Source organism: Burkholderia sp. D-99 (genome assembly GCF_011605345.1).
Taxonomy (GTDB): domain Bacteria; phylum Pseudomonadota; class Gammaproteobacteria; order Burkholderiales; family Burkholderiaceae; genus Burkholderia.
The window spans coordinates 305756-326152 of the sequence record NZ_JAAOXM010000004.1 but is presented as its reverse complement, the minus strand read 5'-3'; the positions used below and the strand labels follow the sequence as shown (position 1 = coordinate 326152).

The window sequence follows — 20397 nt, the reverse complement described above, 5'->3', positions numbered from 1 at the left end:
ACAGCGCAGCGGCATACAACGACATCATCGGAGACGGATCATGACATTCATCAGGAAGCTGACGGCCGGCGCGCTCGTCGCCGCGGCGACGGTGTTCGCGCCCGGCGCGTTCGCGCAGCAGAAGCCGATCACGCTCGGGTTTTCGCAGGTGGGCGCGGAAAGCGCGTGGCGCACCGCGAACACCGTGTCGGTGAAGGGCGCGGCGAAGGACGCCGGCATCAACCTGAAATTCTCGGACGCGCAGCAGAAGCAGGAGAACCAGATCCGCGCGATCCGCTCGTTCATCGCGCAGAAGGTCGACGTGATCGCGTTCTCGCCGGTCGTCGAATCGGGCTGGGAACCGGTGCTGACCGAAGCGAAGGCCGCGCACATCCCGGTGATCCTGACCGATCGTGCGGTCGACGTGAAGGATCCGTCGCTGTACGTGACGATGATCGGCTCGGACTTCCTCGAGGAAGGGCGGCGCGCGGGCCACTGGATGGAAGAGCACTACAAGAACGACGCGGGCCCGATCAACATCGTCGAGCTGCAGGGCACGGTCGGCTCGGCGCCGGCCAACGATCGCCGCGCGGGGCTGCTCGAAGTGATCAAAAGCAATCCGAAATTCAAGGTGATCGCGTCGCAAAGCGGCGACTTCACGCTCGCCGGCGGCAAGCAGGTGATGGAAGCGTTCGCGAAGACCTACGGCAAGCAGATCAACGTCGTGTACGCGCACAACGACGACATGGCGCTCGGCGCGATCCAGGCGATGGAGGAAGCGGGGATCAAGCCCGGCAAGGACGTGAGCGTCGTGTCGTTCGACGCGACGAAGGGCGGCTTCCAGGCAATGATCGCCGGCAAGATCAACGTCGACGTCGAATGCAGCCCGCTGCTCGGCCCGCAACTGATGAGCGCGGTGAAGGACGTCGTCGCCGGCAAGCAACTGCCCAAGCGGATCGTGACGAACGAGACGGTGTTCCCGATGAGCGTCGCGGCGCAGGTGCTGCCGAACCGCAAGTACTGATGTCCCGCACGGGCGGCGGTGTGGCCGCCGCCCGCATCGCAACCGTTTCGACGGAGGGGTCATGACGCATACGCCGGTGGTCGAGATGACCGGCATCGACAAGGCATTCCCGGGCGTCAGCGCGCTGCGGCGCGTGGACTTCCGGCTGTATCCGGGCGAGATCCATGCGCTGATGGGCCAGAACGGCGCGGGCAAGTCGACGCTGATCAACGTGCTCACCGGCGTGCATGCGCACGACGCGGGCGAGATTCGCGTCGGCGGCCGGCCCGTGCGGTTTGCCGCGCCGCGCGAAGCCGAGGCGGCCGGGATCCAGACGCTCTACCAGGAAGTGAATCTGTGCACGAACCTGTCGGTCGCCGAGAACATCTTTGCGGGCCGGCAGCCGATGCGGCGCGGCGCGATCGACTGGAGCGCGATCCATGCGCGCTCGCGCGCGGCACTGGCCGAACTCGACCTGTCGCTCGACGTCACGCGCTCGCTCGACGCGTATCCGATCGCCGTGCAGCAGATGGTGGCGATCGCGCGCGCCGTTTCCGTCGACGCGCGCGTGCTGATCCTCGACGAGCCGACCTCGAGTCTCGACGACGGCGAGGTCGCGCGGCTGTTCGACGTGCTGCGCCGGCTGAAGGCGTCGGGCATCGCGATCCTGTTCGTCACGCACTTCCTGGAACAGACCTATGCGGTGTCCGACCGGATCACCGTGATGCGTAACGGCGAACGTGAAGGCGAGTACCTGGCGCGCGACCTGCCGGTCGATGCGCTGGTCGCGAAGATGACCGGCCGCGAGCGGATGTCGGACACACTGCAGGCGGGTGCCGCGGCCGTCGGGCGCACCGCCGGCGACGCCGCGCCGTTCCTGTCGATGCGGCAGGTCGGCCGGCGCGGGATGATGAGCGCGCTCGACCTCGACGTGCGTCCTGGCGAGATCGTCGGGCTGGCCGGGCTGCTCGGCTCGGGGCGCACCGAAACCGCGCAGCTCGCGTTCGCCGCGGAACGCCCGGACACCGGCGCGATCGAGATCGACGGCGCGCGCACGCGGCTCGCGTCGCCGCACGACGCGGTGCGGCACGGCATCGCGTACTGCCCGGAGGACCGCAAGAAGGAAGGCATCGTCGCCGCGCTGTCGATCCGCGAGAACATCGTGCTCGCGCTGCAGGCGCGGCGCGGCTGGTGGCGGCTGATCGGGCGCGCGCGCCAGCGCGAGATCGCCGATACGTACATCGCCAGGCTCGGCATCAAGGCGCGCGACGCGGAGCAGCCGATCGGGCTGCTGTCGGGCGGCAATCAGCAGAAGGTGCTGCTCGCGCGCTGGCTTGCGACGGACCCGAAGCTGCTGATTCTCGACGAACCGACACGCGGGATCGACGTCGCCGCGAAGTTCGACATCATGGAGCGCGTACTCGCGCTGTGCAAGACCGGGCTTGCGATCCTGTTCATCTCGTCGGAGATCGGCGAGGTCGTGCGCGTGAGCCACCGGATCGCGGTGCTGCGCGACCGGCGCAAGGTCGCCGAGCTGACCGGCGCCGATGCATCCGAGGAACAGGTGTACCGGCTGATCGCGGGAGGCCAGTCATGACGCGGTTGCGCACGCTGTTCCGTCATTCGCTGGTGTGGCCGGTGCTGACGCTCGCGCTGCTGTTCGCGCTCGATGTCGCGCATCGTCCCGGGTTCCTGTCGATCGCGCTGCTCGACGGCCACCTGTTCGGCGCGCCGATCGACATCCTGAATCGTGCGGCGCCGCTCGTGATCGTGTCGCTCGGGATGACGCTCGTGATCGCGACGCGCGGGATCGACATCTCGGTCGGCGCGATCGTCGCGATTGCCGGTGCGGCCGCGGCGATCGTGCTCGATGCGGACCCGTCGCGCGTCGGCGCGGCGCTGGCCGCCGCGCTCGGCGTCGGGCTGCTCGCGGGCGCATGGAATGGGCTGCTCGTTGCGTTCGTCGGGATGCAGCCGATCATCGCGACGCTGATCCTGATGGTGGCCGGCCGCGGCGTCGCGCAACTGCTGACGGGCGGTCAGATCATCCCGATCGGCGCACCCGGCTACCTCGCGCTCGGCGGCGGTTATCTCGCGACCGTGCCGTGCGCGGTGTGGATCGCGATCGCGACGATTGCCGCGACCGCGCTGCTCGTGAACCGCACGGCGCTCGGTCTGTTCATCCGCGCGATCGGCGTGAACCCGGTCGCGACGCGGCTCGTCGGGCTGCGCTCGGGCGCGGTGGTGTTCGGCGTGTATCTGTGTTCGGGCGTGATGGCGGCGCTTGCCGGCGTCCTCTTGAGTTCGAACGTGCGCAGCGCCGACGGCAACAACGCGGGGCTGCTGCTCGAACTCGACGCGATCCTCGCGGTGACACTCGGCGGCACGTCGCTGCTCGGCGGCCGCTTCAGCCTCGCCGGTTCCGTGCTCGGCGCGCTGATCATCCAGACGCTCACCTATACGACCTATTCGATCGGTGTGCCGCCGGAGGCGACGCTCGTCGTCAAGGCGATCGTCGTGATCGTCGTGACGCTGATCCAGTCGGAGGCGGCGCGCGCGCTCGTCGTCCGGCACGCGTCACGGCTGCTGCCTTCCGCGCGTTCGCGCGCCACCACCGGAGCGACGCCCCGATGACCCGATTCCTTGGCCGGCTCGCCGACCCGCGCACGCTGCCGATCGTCGTGACGATCCTGCTGTTCGTCGCGCTGTTCGGTTTCGGGTCCGTGATGTACACGGGCTTTTTCTCGATGCAGGTGCTGACCGGGCTGCTCGTCGACAACGCGTTCCTGCTGATCGTCGCGATCGGGATGACGTTCGTGATCGTGTCGGGCGGGATCGACCTGTCGGTCGGCTCGGTGGTTGCGCTGACAACCATATTTTGTGCGGTCGGCGCCGAGCGGCTGCACTGGCCGGTGTGGATCATCGTGCCGCTCGTGCTTGCATTCGGCGCGTTGTACGGCGCAGCGATGGGCGCGCTGATCCATTATTTCCGGTTGCAGCCGTTCATCGTCACGCTCGCCGGGATGTTTCTCGCGCGCGGCGCGTGTTTCCTGATCACGACGCAGTCGATCACGATCAACGAGCCGACGTTTCATGCGATCGCGGGCATCAGCGTGCCGCTCGGCGGCGGCACGCTGAGTGCGGGCGCGCTGATCGCGCTCGCGACGCTGGCCGCCGCGATCTACGTCGCGCACTTCACGCGCTTCGGCCGCAACGTGTATGCGATCGGCGGCAACGAGCGCTCGGCGCTGCTGATGGGCTTGCCGGTCGCGCGCACGAAGATCGGTGTCTATGCGCTCAGCGGCTTCTGTTCGGCGCTCGGCGGCGTGGTGTTCACGCTGTACGTGCTGTCGGGCTACGGGCTTCAGGCGCAGGGGATGGAACTCGACGCGATCGCCGCGACCGTGATCGGCGGCACGCTGCTCACCGGCGGCGTGGGCTATGTGATCGGTTCGGTATTCGGCGTCGGCATCCTCGGCACGATCCAGGTGCTGATCACGTTCGACGGTACGTTGAGCTCGTGGTGGACGCGGATCGTGATCGGCGCGCTGCTGTGCGTGTTTTGCGTGCTGCAGCGGGTGATCGAGCGGCATGCCGCGCGGCGGCGCACCGGCGGCACGGGGCTGGGGGAGCGGCCGCGACCAGCCGACGCTGCATCGGCACGGCCGGCAGGGACGGGCGACGACGCGGCGCTCGTATCGACGATGCGGCGCGTGTAGCGGATTGCGCGACGCGTGCGGCGCAGTGGATCAACAGGGCAGCGGCCGCGCGGTGTGGCCGCGCCGCGCCGCACCGCCGGTGCGTGTCCCGGGCGGCGCGCACCGCGTCATGCGCGAACACCCACGCGGTACTGCGTGGTCTGCCGATAGACGGCGCCCGGATGAACGATGACGTCGTCGCGCAGTTCGGCCATGTTGACCTGATCCGGAAAGCCGCCGGCTTCGACGCACAGCGCGGCGTGTCGCGCGCAGCGCGTGCCGCCGCTCACACGCACGCCGTCGAGGTAGTTGCCCGTATAGAGTTGCAGGCCGCGCTGATCCGTCGACACGACCAGCTCGCGGCCGCTTTCCGGATCGTAGATGCTTGCGACGGGCCTGAGCGCGTGCGCGCCGTCGCGCAGCACGAAGCAGTGATCGAAGCCGCGCGCCCTTGCGAGTTGCGCATGCGGCCAGTCGAGGCGCGCGCCGAGCGGCGCGCTCTGCCGGAAGTCGAACGCCGTGCCGGTCACGTCGGCGGTGCCGGTCGGGATCAGTGCGTCGTCGACTTCGAGGAACGCGTCGGCGTCGATGCTCAGCACGTGGCCGTGCACGTCGCCGCCCGCGCGGCCGCTGAGGTTGAAATAGCTGTGATTCGTCAGGTTGAGCGGTGTGGGCGCGTCGGTGACGCCGGTGTAGTCGATCGTCAGCGTGCCGTCGTCGTCGAGCGCATAGCGAACCTGCACACTTACGTTGCCCGGAAAACCCGCGTCGCCTTCCGGCGAGTCGAGCCGCAGCGTCAGCCCGCCGCAATCGTCGACGACGGCCCAGCGCTGGCGATGAAAGCCGTTTGCGCCGCCGTGTAGCAGATTGCCGCGCTCGTTGCGATCGAGCCGGTAGTCGACGCCGTCGAGCGTGAAGCGCGCGCCGGCGATCCGGTTCGCCCACCGGCCGATCGTCGCGCCGAGGTAGACGCCCGATTCGACGTATTCGGCGGGCGTGTCGTGCGCGAGCACGATATCGGCGAAGCGTCCGGTGCGGTCAGGCGCGAGCCACGACACGACGGTCGCGCCGAGATCGCTGACGACGACGCGCATCCCGTGCGCGTTGCGCAGCGTATAGCGCCGCACCGCGTCGCCGTCGGGCAGCGTGCCCCACGGTTCGGAAGGCACGCGTGCGATGCCGGGCGTCAGGCGGGGAGAGTCGGTATCGATGTGCATGGGTGGATTCGATGAGAAAGGCGGGCTTCAGGGCGCGGCGACCGCGCGTTCCTGGTATTCGCGCGGCGTACAGCCCAGCTCGCGCCGGAATACCGCGTACATGTACTGAATCGACGTGAACCCGCAACGGATCGCGACTTCGGCGCTCGATGCCTGCCGGCCGGCGAGCAGCGCCTGCGCCGCTTCGAGCTTGTGGCGCAGGATCTCCTGGTGCACGGTGCGCTGCAGTTCGCGCCGGAAGTGTTCCTCGAGCAGCGATCGCGATACGCCGACATAGTCGGCGACCTGCTCGGTCTTGATGCCCTGGCACGCGTACTGGCGAATGAAATGGCGTGCGCGCATCACGTACGGGCTCGTGAGCGGCTGGTGGCGCGTCGATTCGAGCACGTTGATCCCGACCGGCGGCACGAGAATCCGCCGGTCGGGAAACCGCGCGCCGCGCAGCATCTGGTGCAGCAGGTGCGCGGCGGTGCGGCCCATTTCCTCGGTGCCCTGGATCACGGACGACAGCGGAATGCGCGTGAGCGTGCGGGTGAGCGGGTCGTTGTCGATGCCGATGATCGCGACCTGTTCCGGCACCGCGAGGCCGGCGATCAGGCACGCCTGCAGCAGGTGCCGCGCGCGCGCGTCGGTCACTGCGATGATGCCGACGGGCTTGGGCAGCGCGTGCAGCCAGCCGATCAACTGCTCGATCGCGTGGTTCCATGCCGATGCGCTGGTCGACAGCCCGCGGTAGATCGGCGCGTCGAGCCCGTCCGCGCGCGCGAGCCGGTCGAACGCCAGCTCGCGCTGCTGCGCCCAGCGGTTCTGCTGCGCGACGGGCAGGCTGTACATCGCGAAGTGCGCGAGCCCGGCGCCGATCAGGTGCGTGTACGCGAGCGACACGAGCTTTGCGTTGTCGGTCGCGATATACGGCACGCCGTCCGGATATTGCGCCGGATCCTCGTAAGACGAGCCGAGCGCGACGACCGGCAGCGGCGAGCCGGCGAGCGCGTCGGCGACGGCCGGATCGTCGAAGTCGGCAATGATGCCGTCGCCGTCGAAATGCTCGATGCCGGCGAGCCGGCAGCGGAAGTCGTCTTCGAGGAACAGGTCCCACACCACGCGCGTCGAGCGCAGGTACTGGCCGATGCCGCTGATGATCTCGCGGTCGTAGACCTTGTTGGCGTTGAACAGCAGCGCGATGCGGTGCGGCGTCTGGCTGGAAGGGGCGCGGGTCATCTCGGTCTCGAGGCGCGCGCCGTCCGGGGCGTCGCGCCGTTGTCTCCGGGGGCGCGGCGGTGCCGCGCGGCTGTCGGGTTTGTCAGGTGTCCGGCGATTGTAGGACGGAACGCATGCCCTGCGCACCGCACTGGCAAGAAACGTTAAGCGTACTGCGCAATTTCGCAATTGCGGGCGAGGGGGCGCGCGGGCACGATCCAGCCAGACCGAATTCGGCGTCGCACGCCACCGCGATGCACGCCGCACTGCAACAAGAAACCGGACGGAGACGCCATGTCGTATTTCGAACAGATTCCCGCGATTCGCTACGAAGGTCCGCAGTCGGACAACCCGCTTGCCTACCGCTATTACGACCGCACGAAGCGGGTGCTTGGCAAGACGCTCGAGGAGCATCTGCGGATCGCGGTGTGCTACTGGCACACGTTCGTGTGGCCGGGCCACGACATCTTCGGCCAGGGGGCATTCCGGCGGCCATGGCACCAGCCGGGCGACCCGCTCGAGCGCGCGCGGCAGAAGGCCGATGCGGCGTTCGAGTTCTTCACGAAGCTCGGTACGCCGTTCTATACGTTCCACGACACCGATGTCGCGCCGGAGGGCGACAACCTGCGCGAGTATGTCGAGAACTTCGCGCGGATGACCGATTACCTGGGCGAGCGTCAGCAGGCGACGGGCGTGCGGTTGCTGTGGGGCACCGCGAACCTGTTCTCGCATCCACGCTTCGCGGCGGGCGCGGCGACCAACCCGAATCCCGACGTGTTCGCGTGGGCGGCCACCCAGGTGCGCCACGCGCTCGACGCGACGCATCGGCTCGGCGGTGAGAACTACGTGCTGTGGGGCGGCCGCGAAGGGTACGAGACGCTGCTCAATACCGACTTGAAGCGCGAACGCGACCAGTTCGCGCGCTTCCTGTCGATGGTTGTCGAGCACAAGCACCGGATCGGTTTCAACGGCGCGCTGCTGATCGAGCCGAAGCCGCAGGAACCGACCAAGCACCAGTACGACTACGATGTCGCGACCGTGCACGGCTTCCTCACCCAGTACGGACTGCAGAACGAGATCCGCGTGAACATCGAGGCGAACCACGCGACGCTCGCCGGCCATTCGTTCCATCACGAGATCGCGAACGCGTTCGCGCTCGGCGTGTTCGGCAGCGTCGATGCGAATCGCGGCGATCCGCAGAACGGCTGGGATACCGACCAGTTCCCGAACAGTGTCGAGGAGCTGACCCTCGCGTTCTACGAGATCCTGCGCCACGGTGGCTTCACCACCGGCGGCATGAACTTCGACGCGAAAGTGCGACGCCAGAGCGTCGATCCGGAAGACCTGTTCTACGGCCATGTCGGCGCGATCGACGTGCTCGCGCTGGCCGTCGAGCGCGCGGCCGTGCTGGTCGAAAGCGACCGGCTCGACGCGCTGCGCCGGCAGCGCTACGCGCAGTGGGACAGCGCATTCGGCCGCGAGATCCTGTCGGGCGGCTACACGCTGGAGTCGCTTGCCGCCGACGCACTCGCGCGCGGCGTGAACCCGCAGCATGCGAGCGGCGGGCAGGAGCGGCTCGAGAACATCGTGAACCAGGCCATCTACGGGCTGCGCTGACGCCATGTACATCGGAGTCGACCTCGGTACGTCGGGCGTGAAGGCCGTGCTGCTCGACCGCGACGGCGCGGTGCGAGCCAGCGCAAGCAGGCCGCTGGCAGTGAGCCGGCCTCGGCCGCGCTGGTCCGAACAGGCGCCGCGCGACTGGTGGGACGCCGCGTGCGGCGCGCTGGCGGCGCTCGTCGCCGATGCGCGCGCGGCCGGCATCGATCCGCGTGATATCGATGCGCTCGGCCTGACCGGGCAGATGCACGGTGCGACGCTGCTCGATGCGCGCGGCGACGTGCTGCGCCCCGCGATCCTGTGGAATGACGGCCGCGCGGATGCAGAGTGCGCGGAACTCGAGCGGCGCGCGCCCACGCTGCGCGCGGTCGCCGGCAATCTCGCGATGCCGGGTTTCACCGCGCCGAAGCTGTTGTGGGTGCGGCGGCACGAGCCGGACGTATTCGCGCGGATCGCCCACGTACTGTTGCCGAAGGATTATCTGCGCTACCGGTTGACCGGCGCGTTCGCGACCGATCCGTCGGATGCGGCCGGCACGTTGTGGCTCGATGTCGCGAAGCGCGATTACGACGACACGCTGCTTGCCGCATGCGGGCTTTCGCGTGCGCAGGTGCCGGCCGTGTTCGAGGGCAACCGCATCACCGGCACGCTGCTGCCGGCCGTCGCTCGCGCGCTCGGGTTGCGTGAAATCCCGGTCGTCGCGGGCGGGGGCGACAACGCGGCCGGCGCGGTGGGCGTGGGCATCGTGCGGCCCGGCGATGCGCTGCTTTCGCTCGGCACGTCGGGCGTTTATTTCGCGGTGTCGGATGGTTTTCGCGCGAATCCCGAATCCGGCGTCCACAGCTTCTGTCACGCGTTGCCGCGCACGTGGCACCTGATGTCGGTGATGCTGAATGCGGCCGGCTGCGTCGATTTCACCGCGCAACTGGCCGGCTACGACGGCGTTGCCGCGCTGCTCGCCGACGCGGAAGCGAACGCGCGCGCGGATCGCCCGTGGTTCCTGCCTTACCTGAGCGGCGAGCGCACGCCGCACAACGACGTGAATGCGAAGGGCGTGTTCTACGGGCTGACGCCTGACACGCGGCGCGCGGATCTCGCGAACGCGACGCTCGAAGGCGTCGGTTTCGCGCTGCTCGACGGGATCGACGCGCTGCATGCGGCCGGGCTCGCGCCCGACGGCATCACGGTGATCGGCGGCGGTTCGCGCAGCGCGTACTGGACGCAGATGCTGGCCGACCTGAGCGGCCGCGCGCTGACCTTGCGCGCGGGCGGCGAAGTCGGCCCGGCGCTCGGCGCCGCGCGGCTCGCGCATCTCGCGCTCGAACCGGATGCGCCGCTCGACGCCGTGTGCCCGCAGCCGCCCGTCGTCGCGGTACGGGAGCCCGACATGGCGCGCCACGCGTGGTATCGCGACGCGCGGCGGCCGACGTTTCGCGCGCTCTATCGGGCGCTCGAACCGGTGTTTGCACAGGGCGCTTGAACGGCGGCTCGCCTGAACGGCGCCGTACGTTGCAGTGACTCGATGCGGGCGGCGCATTCCGGCGCCGGCCCGGCGTTCGTGAGGTTGTCCAATAACGAGGAGTTGGAGACATGAAATCCGTGACGCGTCGTACCGTATTGAGCTCGCTTGCCGGCGCCGCCGCGCTGGCGATCCTCGCGCTGGGCGCACCGCTCGCACATGCGAGCAAGGACAAGCCGGAAATCGGCTTCTGCATCGACGACCTGCGCGTCGAGCGCTGGTCGCGCGACCGCGACTATTTCGTGGCCGCCGCGACGAAGCTCGGCGCGAAAGTGTCCGTGCAGTCCGCGGATGCGAGCGAGGAGCGGCAGATCTCGCAGATCGAGAACCTGATCTCCCGCGGCGTGGACGTGATCGTGATCGTGCCGTTCAATTCGAAGACGCTCGGCAACGTCGTCGCCGAAGCGCGCAAGGCGGGCATCAAGATCGTGTCGTACGACCGCCTGATCCTCGACGCCGACGTCGATGCGTACATCTCGTTCGACAACCAGAAGGTCGGCGAACTGCAGGCGCAGGGCGTCTACGACGCGAAGCCGAAGGGCAACTATTTCCTGCTCGGCGGCGCGCCGACCGACAACAACGCGAAGATGCTGCGCGAAGGGCAACTGAAGGTGCTGAAGCCGGCGATCGATCGCGGCGACATCAAGGTCGTCGGCCAGCAGTGGGTGCCGGAGTGGAGCGCGTCGACCGCGCTGCGGATCGTCGAGGATGCGCTGACCGCGAACAACAACAAGATCGACGCGATCGTCGCATCGAACGACGGCACCGCAGGCGGCGCGATCCAGGCGCTCGCCGCGCAGCACCTGGCCGGCAAGGTGCCGGTGTCCGGGCAGGATGCCGATCTCGCCGCGGTCAAGCGCGTGATCGCCGGCACGCAGACGATGACCGTCTACAAGCCGCTCAAGCTGATCGCGAGCGAAGCGGCGAAGCTCGCGGTGGATCTCGCGAAGGGCACGAAGCCCGCGTTCAACGCGCAATACGACAACGGCAAGAAGAAGGTCGACACGGTACTGCTGCAGCCGACGCTGTTGACCAAACGCAACGTCGACGTCGTCGTGAAGGACGGCTTCTACACCCAGGCGCAACTGGCGAGCCAGTAACGGCGCAACGCGCGCGGCCGGCCGCCGGTGCGGCCGTGCGCATATCGCGGGGCATGAAGGTATGACGGAACCCTTGCTGACGATGCGCGGCATCGTCAAGGAATTCGACGGCGTGAAGGCACTCGACGGGATCGACCTGATGGTGCGGCCAGGCGAGTGCGTGGGGCTGTGCGGCGAGAACGGCGCGGGCAAATCGACGCTGATGAAGGTGCTGTCGGGCGTGTATCCGCACGGCACGTGGGATGGCGAGATCCGCTGGGAGGGCGCGCCGCTCGTCGCGTCCGGCGTGCGCGACACCGAGCGCGCGGGCATCGTGATCATCCACCAGGAACTGATGCTCGTACCCGAGCTGTCGGTGGCCGAGAACATTTTCCTCGGCAACGAGATCACGCTGCCGGGCGGGCGCATGAACTACGCGGCGATGGTGCAGCGCGCCGAGGCACTGCTGCACGAATTGCGGATCGACTCGATCAACGTCGCGCAGCCGGTGATGAACTACGGCGGCGGCCACCAGCAGCTGATCGAGATCGCGAAGGCGCTGAACAAGCGCGCGAAGCTGCTGATCCTCGACGAGCCTTCGTCGTCGCTGAGCGCGTCCGAAACACGCATCCTGCTCGACATCGTGCGCGATCTGAAGCGTCGCGGCGTCGCGTGCGTGTACATCTCGCACAAGCTCGACGAGGTCGAGGCGGTGTGCGACACGGTGACGGTGATCCGCGACGGTCGCCACGTCGCGACCGAGCCGATGCGCGCGCTCACGACCGACCGGATCATCGCGATGATGGTCGGCCGCGAGATCCGTGACCTGTATCCGCGCGAGCCGCACGAGATCGGCGACGTCGTGCTGGAAGCGCGCCACGTGACCTGTCGCGACGTGACGAACGTGCATCGCAAACGGGTGGACGACGTGTCGTTCAGCGTGCGGCGCGGCGAGATTCTCGGTGTCGCGGGGCTCGTCGGCGCGGGCCGTACCGAGCTGATGCAGGCGATCTTCGGCGCGTATCCGGGCGCGTGCACGGCGACCGTGCTGATGAACGGCCGGCCACTGTCGATCCGCACGCCCGCCGATGCGATCCGCGCCGGTATCGCGATGGTGCCCGAGGATCGCAAGCGGCACGGCATCGTGCCGCAGCTCGGTGTCGGCCACAACATCACGCTGGCGGTGCTGCGGCGCTTCGCGGCGCGCGGCCGGATCGACGCGGCCGCCGAGCTGGACGCGATCCGCACCGAGATGCAGCGGCTGTCGGTGCGCGCCGCGCATCCGTTCCTGCCGATCGCGAGCCTGTCCGGCGGCAACCAGCAGAAGGCCGTGCTCGCGAAGATGCTGCTGGCCGAGCCGCAGGTGCTGATTCTCGACGAGCCGACGCGCGGCGTCGACGTCGGCGCGAAAGCCGAGATCTACCGCCTCGTGTTCGCGCTCGCGAAGCGCGGCGTCGCGCTGATCGTCGTGTCGTCGGAAATGCCGGAAGTGCTCGGGCTTGCCGATCGCGTGCTGGTGATCGGCGAAGGCGAGCTGCGCGGCGACTTCGTCAACGACGGCCTCACGCAGGAACAGATCCTCGGCGCCGCGCTGAAATCCGGCCGGCGGCCAACCGAACCCACCGCAGCGAGTGCGACATGAATTCCGAACTTTCCTCTTCTACCCCGGCGACGCAGGACGCGGACGCGCGCCGTTCAGGCGATCACGAAGCGGGGCGCCCGGCGGGTCGCTCGACCGGCAGTCAGCTTCGCCAGGTCTTCGTGCGCTACAAGATCCTCGCGCTGCTGCTCGCGGTCGCGGCGATCTGGGCATTCTTCTCGGTGCTGACCGACGGCGCGTTCGTCACGCCGCGCAACGTGTCGAACCTGCTGCGGCAGATGTCGATCACCGGCATGCTCGCGTGCGGGATGGTGTTCGTGATCATCGCGGGCGAGATCGACCTGTCGGTCGGCTCGCTGCTCGGGCTGCTCGGCGGCGTCGCGGCGATCCTCGACGTGAACCGCCACTGGCCGGTCGCCGCGACGGTGCCGGCGGTGCTCGTGCTCGGCGTGCTGGTCGGGCTCCTCAACGGCTGGTGGTCGACCTACCGGCGCGTGCCGTCGTTCATCGTCGGGTTGGGCGGGATGCTCGCGTTTCGCGGGATCCTGCTCGGCGTGACGGGCGGCTCGACGATCGCACCCGTGTCCGACGGCTTCGTGTTCCTCGGGCAGGGCTACCTGCCGCGCGTGGCGGGGGACGGCCTCGCGCTGCTGCTGTTCGCGCTCGTCGCGCTGCTGGTCGTGCGCCAGCGCGGCACGCGGCGCCGCTACCGGCTCGCGGTCGCGCCGCCCTGGCAGGACGCCGTCAAGATCGCGGGCGCGGGTGCGGTGCTGTTCGCGTTCGTCGCAACGCTCGACCGCTACGGCGGTATCCCGGTGCCGGTGCTGTTGCTGCTCGCGCTGCTCGGCATCTTCTCGTGGATCGCGACGCAGACCGTGTTCGGGCGGCGCATCTACGCGGTCGGCTCGAATCTCGAGGCGACGCGGCTGTCCGGCGTCGATACCGACCGCGTGAAGCTCGCGATCTTCGCGCTGATGGGGCTGATGTGCGCGTTCGCCGGCATCGTGAACACCGCGCGGCTCGCGGCCGGCTCGCCGTCCGCGGGCACGATGGGCGAACTCGACGCGATCGCCGCGTGCTTCATCGGCGGCACGTCGATGCGCGGCGGCTCGGGCACCGTGTACGGCGCGCTGATCGGCGCGCTCGTGATGGCGAGCCTCGACAACGGCATGTCGATGCTGGACGTCGACGCGTACTGGCAGATGATCGTCAAGGGCGCGGTACTGGTGCTGGCGGTGTGGATCGACGTGGTGTCGCGGTCGAACCGGCGGTGACGCGATGCCGGTCGCCGATCAACGGGGGAAAGGGATGAAACGGAACACGGTTCCCGTGCCACGCATCGTGAAGGCGGCGGCCGTGCCGCTCGCGACGCCGGACGCAGGACAGGATCACGGGCCGATACTCGGTCTCGGGGATCCGCGCGACCGCCGCGTTGTCGCGGACGCACTGCGTGCGCTGCTGCGCGAGCGCGCCGAAGCGCTTGCGTTCGCGACGCGCATGGCGGACGAGCTGGGCCGGCCGAGGCCCGACGCGAGCGAGTTCGCGCTGTCCGACATCATGCGGCTGACACGCCTCGTCGAGCGAGCGGAGCGATCTGCCGATGCGATGAGCGAGACTGTCCGTACTGGTGCGCGCTGACGCACCAGCCGGTGTTCCCCCCGGGCGTCTAGCGATCCAGCGCGCGTGCGCCGGATGCGCGGCGTCAACGCACGCATCGATACGCGCTTTCAGGCCGCATGCTCGTGCAGCTCCGCCGGTGCCTGGCAGACCCGGTTGCGTCCATGGCGCTTGGCGGTGTACAGCGCGACGTCCGCCTGACGCGACAGCGCGTCGATGGAAGACGGGTACGCAGGGCGGGCGGTCGCGCAGCCGATGCTCACCGTAAAAGGGGGAACCGGCTCGGCAAATCCGTCGAGCCGGTTGCTTTCCACGTCCCGGCGAATGGCCTCCGCCACTTGCGAGGCGCCGTTTTCGTCGGTATCCGGCAACACCGCGACGAATTCCTCGCCGCCGTAACGCACGGCGAGATCGCCGCGCCGCTGCGTGTGCGCGCGGATGCATTCGGCCAGGAACCGGAGCGCGATGTCGCCTTGCGCATGCCCGTATCGGTCGTTGTACTGCTTGAAGTGGTCGGCGTCGATGAACAGTACGGACAGGCTGCCGTCGTGGCCGCGCTGGAGCCGCGCCCATTCGTCGGCCAGCGCGGCGTCGAGCGCGCGGCGGTTGTGCAGGCCGGTCAGCGGATCGGTGCGGGTGAGACCGGTCAGCAGCGTCTGCTTGCGAAGGTTGTCCCGCAACGCGAAGGCGAGCAGCCAGACGACCGTGCAGAAGAGCGCGCAGATGATCGACGCCGATATGCCGACCGACCATGACATGCGGATGAAATCGGCCAGCACGTCGCGTTCGGCAGGGGCGACGACCGCGATCAGCGGCGTACCGGGTACCCGCTGGAACGTATACAGCCGCAAGGTCCCGTCGATGCGCGAGTAGGCCGCATAGAATCCCGCATCCTGGTTCAGCATGCGATCGAAGGTTTTCGACCGAGTCAGGCGGATCATCTGGTGATCGCTCACCGGCGGGTTGCGGGCCAGGATGGTGCCGTCCGCGCGCAGGATTGCGCTGATGCCGTACTGCCCGACGTTCAGCCGTGACAGCAGCTGATCGAAATACGTGAGGTCGATCGCGACCACCGCGATCCCGCTGAACGTGTGGTCGGGCCGTTCGATGCGCCGGGACAGCGCGATGGATGCCGTGCCGCCGCGCGAGCGCGCGCGATAGGCCTCGGAAACGTAAAGGCCGACATTCGGCGAGTCGCGATGAACCTTGAAATAGTCGCGATCGCCGAAGTTCCAGTGGTGGGACGGGCCGCAGCACGCGTCGATCAGCTGGCCGCCCTGGTCCGTCACGCCCATCCCGGTCACGTATTGCGCGGCGGCGCGCTGGAACAGCAGGTCGTGCCGCAGCCCGGCGTCCATGCGCCGCACCGCCGGCTTGCCGAGATCGGCGGCGAGCGCGATCAGCGCGTTGTTGGACGTCTCGACGGTCCGCGCGATCTCGCTGACCAGCACGGCGGCGACGTTGCGCGAGGTTTCGTGCGCGTGCTCGACGACTTCGCTTCTCGCGGCCCAGAGCGTCATCGCGCTGAGGCCCAGCGCCGCAAGCGACATCAGTGTGCCGAGCGCGCCGACGACAAGGTGGTTTCGTCCCGCCCAGTCGGCGATTTTCTCGATGGAAGTGGATGCGGGCATGCTACGCGCTCGTGGGGGAAGACCGGGGCGATGAACCGGGCTGCGCTGAAACCCGGGTTAACGGCAGGTTGGCAACGAAATCGAGGTCTGCACGGGAAACGAATCGGTGCGGAAGCGGCGCAAACGTGTGCGGACGGACGGGGCTGTCGAAGCCGGTTCGTCAGTCGAACGATTGCCGGCTCGCACATTCCCGATGGAACGGCACGCCGCTCGTGTGCGTCCGATCCCGCCGCTATTTTGAGCAAGACGGCGTGAACGGCGATGGGTACCGGCGCGGGAGCGCCGCGTGACTGGTTTCTTTCTGCGCGCTTTCACCGCGCGTTCAGGTAAGCGGATTCGCTCCGAAGCTGCGTGCCCGGTTGCGATCAGGCCGGCCCGGCCGCGTCTGTCTCCGCGTCATCCGTTGCAGCCGCGTCGCGCGCACGTTTCAGCGCGCCGGCCAGCTTCCCGATCGCGTGCAGGTCCAGCGTATCGAGATGCTCGCGCACCGCCTGCACGAAGGCCGCGTAGTCCTGCTCGTCCGCATACTGCCCGAGCCATTCCTCGATATCGGTGAGCTGCCCGTTGCCGGCAAACAGGATCAGCTCGTCGAGTGCATCGTCGGGCGGGCAGCCCATCGCGGGAGCGGCGCCGCCCGGCGCGACATCGTCCGCCGGATGAAACCGCCGCACGAGTTCCGATGCCGGCACGACTGCATGCCCGACGGCCGGCGCAACGATCGCGAACGAGAACGCCGTGCCGATGCCCGGCTGGCTGGCGACGGCCAGCTCGCCGCCCATCGCGCCGACGATGCGCTGCGCGATGAACAGGCCGAGCCCGGTGCCGCCGTTGACGGCCTGCACCTGCTGGTACGCGCGGAAGATGTCGCGGTTTCCGCTGATGTCGATCCCGATACCCGTATCGGCCACTTCGAACCGCAGGCGCCATGTGTCGCCTTCGCGCGCGGCGTGAATCGACAGCGTGACCGTGCCGTCGCGCGTGAACTTCGATGCGTTGGACAGCAGGTTCAGCAGCACCTGCTGCAGCCGCATCCCGTCGATCGACATCGTGCGCGGCAGCGGCGTGGCCGGCCGGTACACGAACCGGTTGTCCTGCTGCGCGCACAGCGCGAGGGCATAGTGGCCGATGTCGTCGAGCAGGCCGGGCAGGTCGGTCGCGTCCGGCGACACGCCGAGCGGCTGCAGCTCGGCCTTCGTGAACGCGAGCAGTTCATCGATCAGCGTGAGCTGGTAGCGGATGCTGCGATCGATCGAGCGGATCAGCCGCGCCTGGCCGTGCGTCGCGCCTTGCAGCAGCAGCTTCGCGTAACCGTTGATCGTGGACAGCGGCGCGCGCAGGTCGTGGCTGACATAGCCGAGCGTCTCGATCTTCTGCTGCATGTGGGTGGTGACCTGCTGCAGCGCGTCGTTGAGCGCGAGCGTGCGGCGTGCGACTTCGTCGCGCAGGCGATCCTGTTCGGTGAGCTGCCAGTGTTCGAGCCGCTTGCGTGCCTCGGTGCGCTGACGGCCCACGTGGTGGATCCACGCGGCCAGCACCAGCAGGTGCGTGGCGAGCCCGATGACCGCGATGACGGGGTTCGGATAGATGTCGGACTTGAGCCAGGACAGCACCGGCGGCAGCGCGTCCATGCCGTCAAGCACGCGGATCAGCATGTTGAAGGTGGCGAACGCGATCGCGATCAGCATCACGCGGCCGGTGGGGGTCCGGCGGACGGCGAGCAACAGTGCGAGGCTGATGTTGACGATCCCCAGCACCGCGTTCAGCCGCAGGCAGAACCACGTGAAGGTCAGCAGGTCGCCGCTTGCGGCGCCCGCCATGCCGATGAACTCGAGCGCGAGGAAAACCATGTAGACCGCGCGCAGCGGCAGCCTGGCCTGTTCGCGCCGGGCGACCGTCAGGATGAAGACGATGAAGCAGGCGATCGCCAGGTACACGGAGATGATTTCGCCGCGCGCCGACCACTCGCGCAGCGCGGGCGGCAGCGCCATCGCCGTATAGCCGCGGTAGGTCGCCTCGAACAGCGTCGTGCCCAGCGCAAGCCCGGCCAGGACGTAGAACACGCCGCTGCGCGAAAAGAACCCGATCAGCAGCGCGCACCACACGAGCGCGAGCAGCCCGCCGAAGAAACCGAAGTCCCACATCGTCGCGCGCCGTTCCAGCGCATCCCATGCTGCGTGAGTGAATGCGGCCGGCGCGAGCCGCATTTCCTTGCGCGACGTGACGCGGATCAGCACGGGGATGCTTGCGCCGGCGGGTAGCGTGACGTCGAGTGCCGGGTAGCGCGATGGCGGCCCGGCATTACCACCACCGGCGTCGGCGGCCGGGAAGCGGTTGTCGAGCGTCCACCGGTCGTTCTGGCCGACATAGAAGTCGGCCCGGTCGACGCGCGCGTCGCGAATCACCAGCACCAGCGAACGTGCGGCGCTGTCACGGTTGGTCAGCGTCGCGCGAACCCACCATGCCGACCGCGAGAACGCGATATTGAACGAGCGCGCGGTTGTCGTCGATGCATCGTGCGACCGGTCGGCCTGACGAGCAGCGACCTGGTCGGCGGTCATCGTCGTGCTCGCGTCTTCGAACACCGACACGGCTTCCAGCTGCGCAGGGTTCGGTGTCGATGCCGCGCGGGCCGTCGCGCAGGTGACGGCCAGTGCCACCAGGAGCAGCAGCACCGCGCGCCATCCGGCTGCCCACGCCGCGTCGTGCCTACGCATCGGGATGATGCCCGCCGGGCGCGGGCGGCGCGTTGACCGCGTGGCGCTGGCGCCGCCAGTCGGACGGCGTGATGCCGAAGCGCTCGCGGAACGCCGTCGCGAAATTGCCGGGCGTGGAGAAGCCGATTTCCTCGGCGATGTCGCCGATCCCCATCGACGTTTCCGCGAGGAAATGCATCGCGGCGCGCAGGCGCGTATCGCGCAGGTACTCGAACACGGTCTGGCCGAGCTGGTCGCGGAACACGCGGGACAGGCGCTTTTCGTGCGTGCCGACCTGCCGGGCGAGCTCCTCGAGCGCCGGCGGATGGCGCAGGTCGCGCAGCAGGACCTCGGTCGCCGCGCGCACGAGGGCCGCATCCGGGTTGTCGGGCAGTTCGGGCAGGTGCGCGAACGGCTGGCTGCGCCGTGCGCGCTTCAGGTGATTGCGGATCCGGGCCAGCACTTCAGCCGGCTCGAAAGGTTTGACGATGTAGTCGATCGCGCCGGTTTCGAGCCCCGCGATGCGATCCTCGAGATCGCCCGCGGCCGTCAGGATGATGACCGGGATCGTTTGTGTCGAAGGGGTCGACGCCAGCAGCCGGCACGCGGCGAAGCCGTCCATGCGCGGCATGCGGACATCCATCAGGATCAGGTCGGGCGCGATCGCCTGGGCGCGGTGATAGGCCTGCAGCCCGTCGAACGCGACGCTGATCCGGCACCGCGCGGCACGCAGGATTTCGGTCAGGAGCCGCAGGTCGTTCGGGCGATCGTCGACGACAAGAATATGTGCGTCAGCGAGATCCGGCGTGGGACGAGGCGACGCCGAACTGGACGAGCGGGATGACATGGTGGCGAAGGCGGTGGAAAGGTGGCCGGTCAGCTTGAGAGCATCGCTTTCTGCTCGATTGTTGCGAAAAATTATATGTCGACAACCCTGCGGGCTGTGAGGATTCCGTGCGGTTCGTGGGGGCTTGTGGGGTGGGGCGCCGCGCGATTTCGGCACCGACGCGCGACCGAACGGAACGGGAGTGGAAAAACATGCCGAAGTGCTTTTTAATATCGGTCTTAATTTCCGGGTTTTATCGATTATCAAATCGAATTGGCCCGCATGATGAATTCGGGTGGGTTGTGTCGAGAGGCGATTCCTTTCAATGTGAAATGGATGCATCTAATCGGCGGACGCCTGATTAATGATTTATGTCTTATCGGTCAAGTTTTATTTGATGGAAAACCGGATTTCGAGTCGGAGTGTATGAATGTAAATATCATCCGCTCGGGAAAAGTATTTTTCCGCTCCGGAAAAGGTTTGTTTGAATGGATGCCGGCACACTAGCCCCGGCGCGGCTGGAATCGGTTCTTCGAGGAGCGTGGCTGTTCGTGGATTCCTTGCCGCTGCCATATTCGGATCACGCGATATTCAATGTGGCATCGAATGATGGCAATTCTCAGAGTATGGGAGTGCGATGACGGACAAAAAATTGGCGCGAGGGTAATACAGGTTTCATAATTTTCCGAATGGGTTCGTATACAAGATAAGCGGA

At 68.0% G+C, this 20397-nt stretch carries 15 protein-coding genes; 10 read left to right on the top strand and 5 right to left on the bottom strand.

Going from position 1 to position 20397, the window contains the following annotated elements; genetic code table 11:
- The first annotated feature begins 40 nt into the window (after nt 1–40).
- The 4 genes from HAV18_RS18660 (at nt 41) to yjfF (ending at nt 4701) form a co-directional block, all read left to right on the top strand.
- The gene (locus HAV18_RS18660) at nt 41–1003 is read left to right on the top strand and encodes an ABC transporter substrate-binding protein (RefSeq protein WP_166958382.1); all 963 of its coding nucleotides are present in this window, start codon (nt 41–43) and stop codon (nt 1001–1003) included.
- Nucleotides 1004–1064: 61 nt separating this feature from the next.
- Nucleotides 1065–2579, top strand: coding sequence for a sugar ABC transporter ATP-binding protein (locus tag HAV18_RS18655; RefSeq protein ID WP_166958380.1), 1515 nt, complete (start codon nt 1065–1067; stop codon nt 2577–2579).
- Nucleotides 2576–3616 (top strand): ABC transporter permease, encoded by a 1041-nt coding sequence (locus HAV18_RS18650; RefSeq protein WP_166958378.1) that lies wholly within the window; start codon nt 2576–2578, stop codon nt 3614–3616. The genes HAV18_RS18655 and HAV18_RS18650 overlap by 4 nt, the downstream gene beginning before the upstream one ends.
- A complete protein-coding gene (gene yjfF / locus HAV18_RS18645; protein ID WP_166958376.1) occupies nt 3613–4701 on the top strand; it encodes a galactofuranose ABC transporter, permease protein YjfF in 1089 nt (362 codons plus the stop codon). Before HAV18_RS18650 ends, yjfF begins: the two co-directional genes overlap by 4 nt.
- A gap of 107 nt (nt 4702–4808) precedes the next feature.
- On the opposite strand, the gene HAV18_RS18640 is transcribed toward yjfF, so the two are convergent.
- Together HAV18_RS18640 and HAV18_RS18635 are read right to left on the bottom strand one after the other, a co-directional pair.
- Entirely contained in the window at nt 4809–5897 is a 1089-nt protein-coding gene (locus tag HAV18_RS18640; protein ID WP_166958357.1) for an aldose epimerase family protein, read from the bottom strand.
- Between the two features lie 27 nt (nt 5898–5924).
- Nucleotides 5925–7118, bottom strand: a complete 1194-nt coding sequence (locus HAV18_RS18635) for a DNA-binding transcriptional regulator (protein ID WP_166958355.1) — start codon at nt 7116–7118, stop codon at nt 5925–5927.
- 273 nt (nt 7119–7391) lie between these two features.
- Between HAV18_RS18635 and xylA the strand changes: the two genes are divergently transcribed.
- The 6 genes from xylA (at nt 7392) to HAV18_RS18605 (ending at nt 14553) form a co-directional block, all read left to right on the top strand.
- On the top strand, nt 7392–8714 hold the full coding sequence (xylA, locus tag HAV18_RS18630) for a xylose isomerase (RefSeq protein ID WP_166958353.1): 1323 nt from the start codon (nt 7392–7394) through the stop codon (nt 8712–8714).
- Nucleotides 8715–8718: 4 nt separating this feature from the next.
- Nucleotides 8719–10197 carry a xylulokinase gene (gene xylB, locus HAV18_RS18625; protein ID WP_166958350.1) on the top strand — a complete coding sequence of 493 codons (1479 nt, stop codon included), beginning with the start codon at nt 8719–8721 and terminating at the stop codon, nt 10195–10197.
- Nucleotides 10198–10307: 110 nt separating this feature from the next.
- The gene (gene xylF / locus HAV18_RS18620) at nt 10308–11336 is read left to right on the top strand and encodes a D-xylose ABC transporter substrate-binding protein (RefSeq protein WP_166958348.1); all 1029 of its coding nucleotides are present in this window, start codon (nt 10308–10310) and stop codon (nt 11334–11336) included.
- Between the two features lie 61 nt (nt 11337–11397).
- The gene (gene xylG / locus HAV18_RS18615) at nt 11398–12957 is read left to right on the top strand and encodes a D-xylose ABC transporter ATP-binding protein (RefSeq protein WP_166958346.1); all 1560 of its coding nucleotides are present in this window, start codon (nt 11398–11400) and stop codon (nt 12955–12957) included.
- Nucleotides 12954–14189, top strand: a complete 1236-nt coding sequence (locus tag HAV18_RS18610) for a sugar ABC transporter permease (protein ID WP_166958344.1) — start codon at nt 12954–12956, stop codon at nt 14187–14189. The genes xylG and HAV18_RS18610 overlap by 4 nt, the downstream gene beginning before the upstream one ends.
- 34 nt (nt 14190–14223) lie before the next feature.
- Nucleotides 14224–14553 carry a hypothetical protein gene (locus HAV18_RS18605; protein WP_208102017.1) on the top strand — a complete coding sequence of 110 codons (330 nt, stop codon included), beginning with the start codon at nt 14224–14226 and terminating at the stop codon, nt 14551–14553.
- An 89-nt stretch (nt 14554–14642) separates the two neighbouring features.
- On the opposite strand, the gene HAV18_RS18600 is transcribed toward HAV18_RS18605, so the two are convergent.
- From HAV18_RS18600 to HAV18_RS18590, 3 genes are all read right to left on the bottom strand, one after another.
- The gene (locus HAV18_RS18600; protein WP_166958342.1) at nt 14643–16163 is read right to left on the bottom strand and encodes a GGDEF domain-containing protein; all 1521 of its coding nucleotides are present in this window, start codon (nt 16161–16163) and stop codon (nt 14643–14645) included.
- Nucleotides 16164–16528: 365 nt separating this feature from the next.
- The gene (locus HAV18_RS18595; RefSeq protein WP_166958340.1) at nt 16529–18877 is read right to left on the bottom strand and encodes a sensor histidine kinase; all 2349 of its coding nucleotides are present in this window, start codon (nt 18875–18877) and stop codon (nt 16529–16531) included.
- Nucleotides 18870–19703 carry a response regulator gene (locus HAV18_RS18590; protein WP_166958814.1) on the bottom strand — a complete coding sequence of 278 codons (834 nt, stop codon included), beginning with the start codon at nt 19701–19703 and terminating at the stop codon, nt 18870–18872. Before HAV18_RS18590 ends, HAV18_RS18595 begins: the two co-directional genes overlap by 8 nt.
- Nucleotides 19704–20397: the final 694 nt, after the last annotated feature.

Excerpts from the sequence above, each read along its gene's own strand:
- HAV18_RS18660 (WP_166958382.1), top strand. The coding sequence starts at position 41 with ATGACATTCATCAGGAAGCTGACGGCCGGCGCGCTCGTCGCCGCGGCG.
- HAV18_RS18655 (WP_166958380.1), top strand. The coding sequence starts at position 1,065 with ATGACGCATACGCCGGTGGTCGAGATGACCGGCATCGACAAGGCATTC.
- HAV18_RS18650 (WP_166958378.1), top strand. The coding sequence starts at position 2,576 with ATGACGCGGTTGCGCACGCTGTTCCGTCATTCGCTGGTGTGGCCGGTG.
- yjfF (WP_166958376.1), top strand. The coding sequence starts at position 3,613 with ATGACCCGATTCCTTGGCCGGCTCGCCGACCCGCGCACGCTGCCGATC.
- HAV18_RS18640 (WP_166958357.1), bottom strand. The coding sequence starts at position 5,897 with ATGCACATCGATACCGACTCTCCCCGCCTGACGCCCGGCATCGCACGC.
- HAV18_RS18635 (WP_166958355.1), bottom strand. The coding sequence starts at position 7,118 with ATGACCCGCGCCCCTTCCAGCCAGACGCCGCACCGCATCGCGCTGCTG.
- xylA (WP_166958353.1), top strand. The coding sequence starts at position 7,392 with ATGTCGTATTTCGAACAGATTCCCGCGATTCGCTACGAAGGTCCGCAG.
- xylB (WP_166958350.1), top strand. The coding sequence starts at position 8,719 with ATGTACATCGGAGTCGACCTCGGTACGTCGGGCGTGAAGGCCGTGCTG.
- xylF (WP_166958348.1), top strand. The coding sequence starts at position 10,308 with ATGAAATCCGTGACGCGTCGTACCGTATTGAGCTCGCTTGCCGGCGCC.
- xylG (WP_166958346.1), top strand. The coding sequence starts at position 11,398 with ATGACGGAACCCTTGCTGACGATGCGCGGCATCGTCAAGGAATTCGAC.
- HAV18_RS18610 (WP_166958344.1), top strand. The coding sequence starts at position 12,954 with ATGAATTCCGAACTTTCCTCTTCTACCCCGGCGACGCAGGACGCGGAC.
- HAV18_RS18605 (WP_208102017.1), top strand. The coding sequence starts at position 14,224 with ATGAAACGGAACACGGTTCCCGTGCCACGCATCGTGAAGGCGGCGGCC.
- HAV18_RS18600 (WP_166958342.1), bottom strand. The coding sequence starts at position 16,163 with ATGCCCGCATCCACTTCCATCGAGAAAATCGCCGACTGGGCGGGACGA.
- HAV18_RS18595 (WP_166958340.1), bottom strand. The coding sequence starts at position 18,877 with ATGCGTAGGCACGACGCGGCGTGGGCAGCCGGATGGCGCGCGGTGCTG.
- HAV18_RS18590 (WP_166958814.1), bottom strand. The coding sequence starts at position 19,703 with ATGTCATCCCGCTCGTCCAGTTCGGCGTCGCCTCGTCCCACGCCGGAT.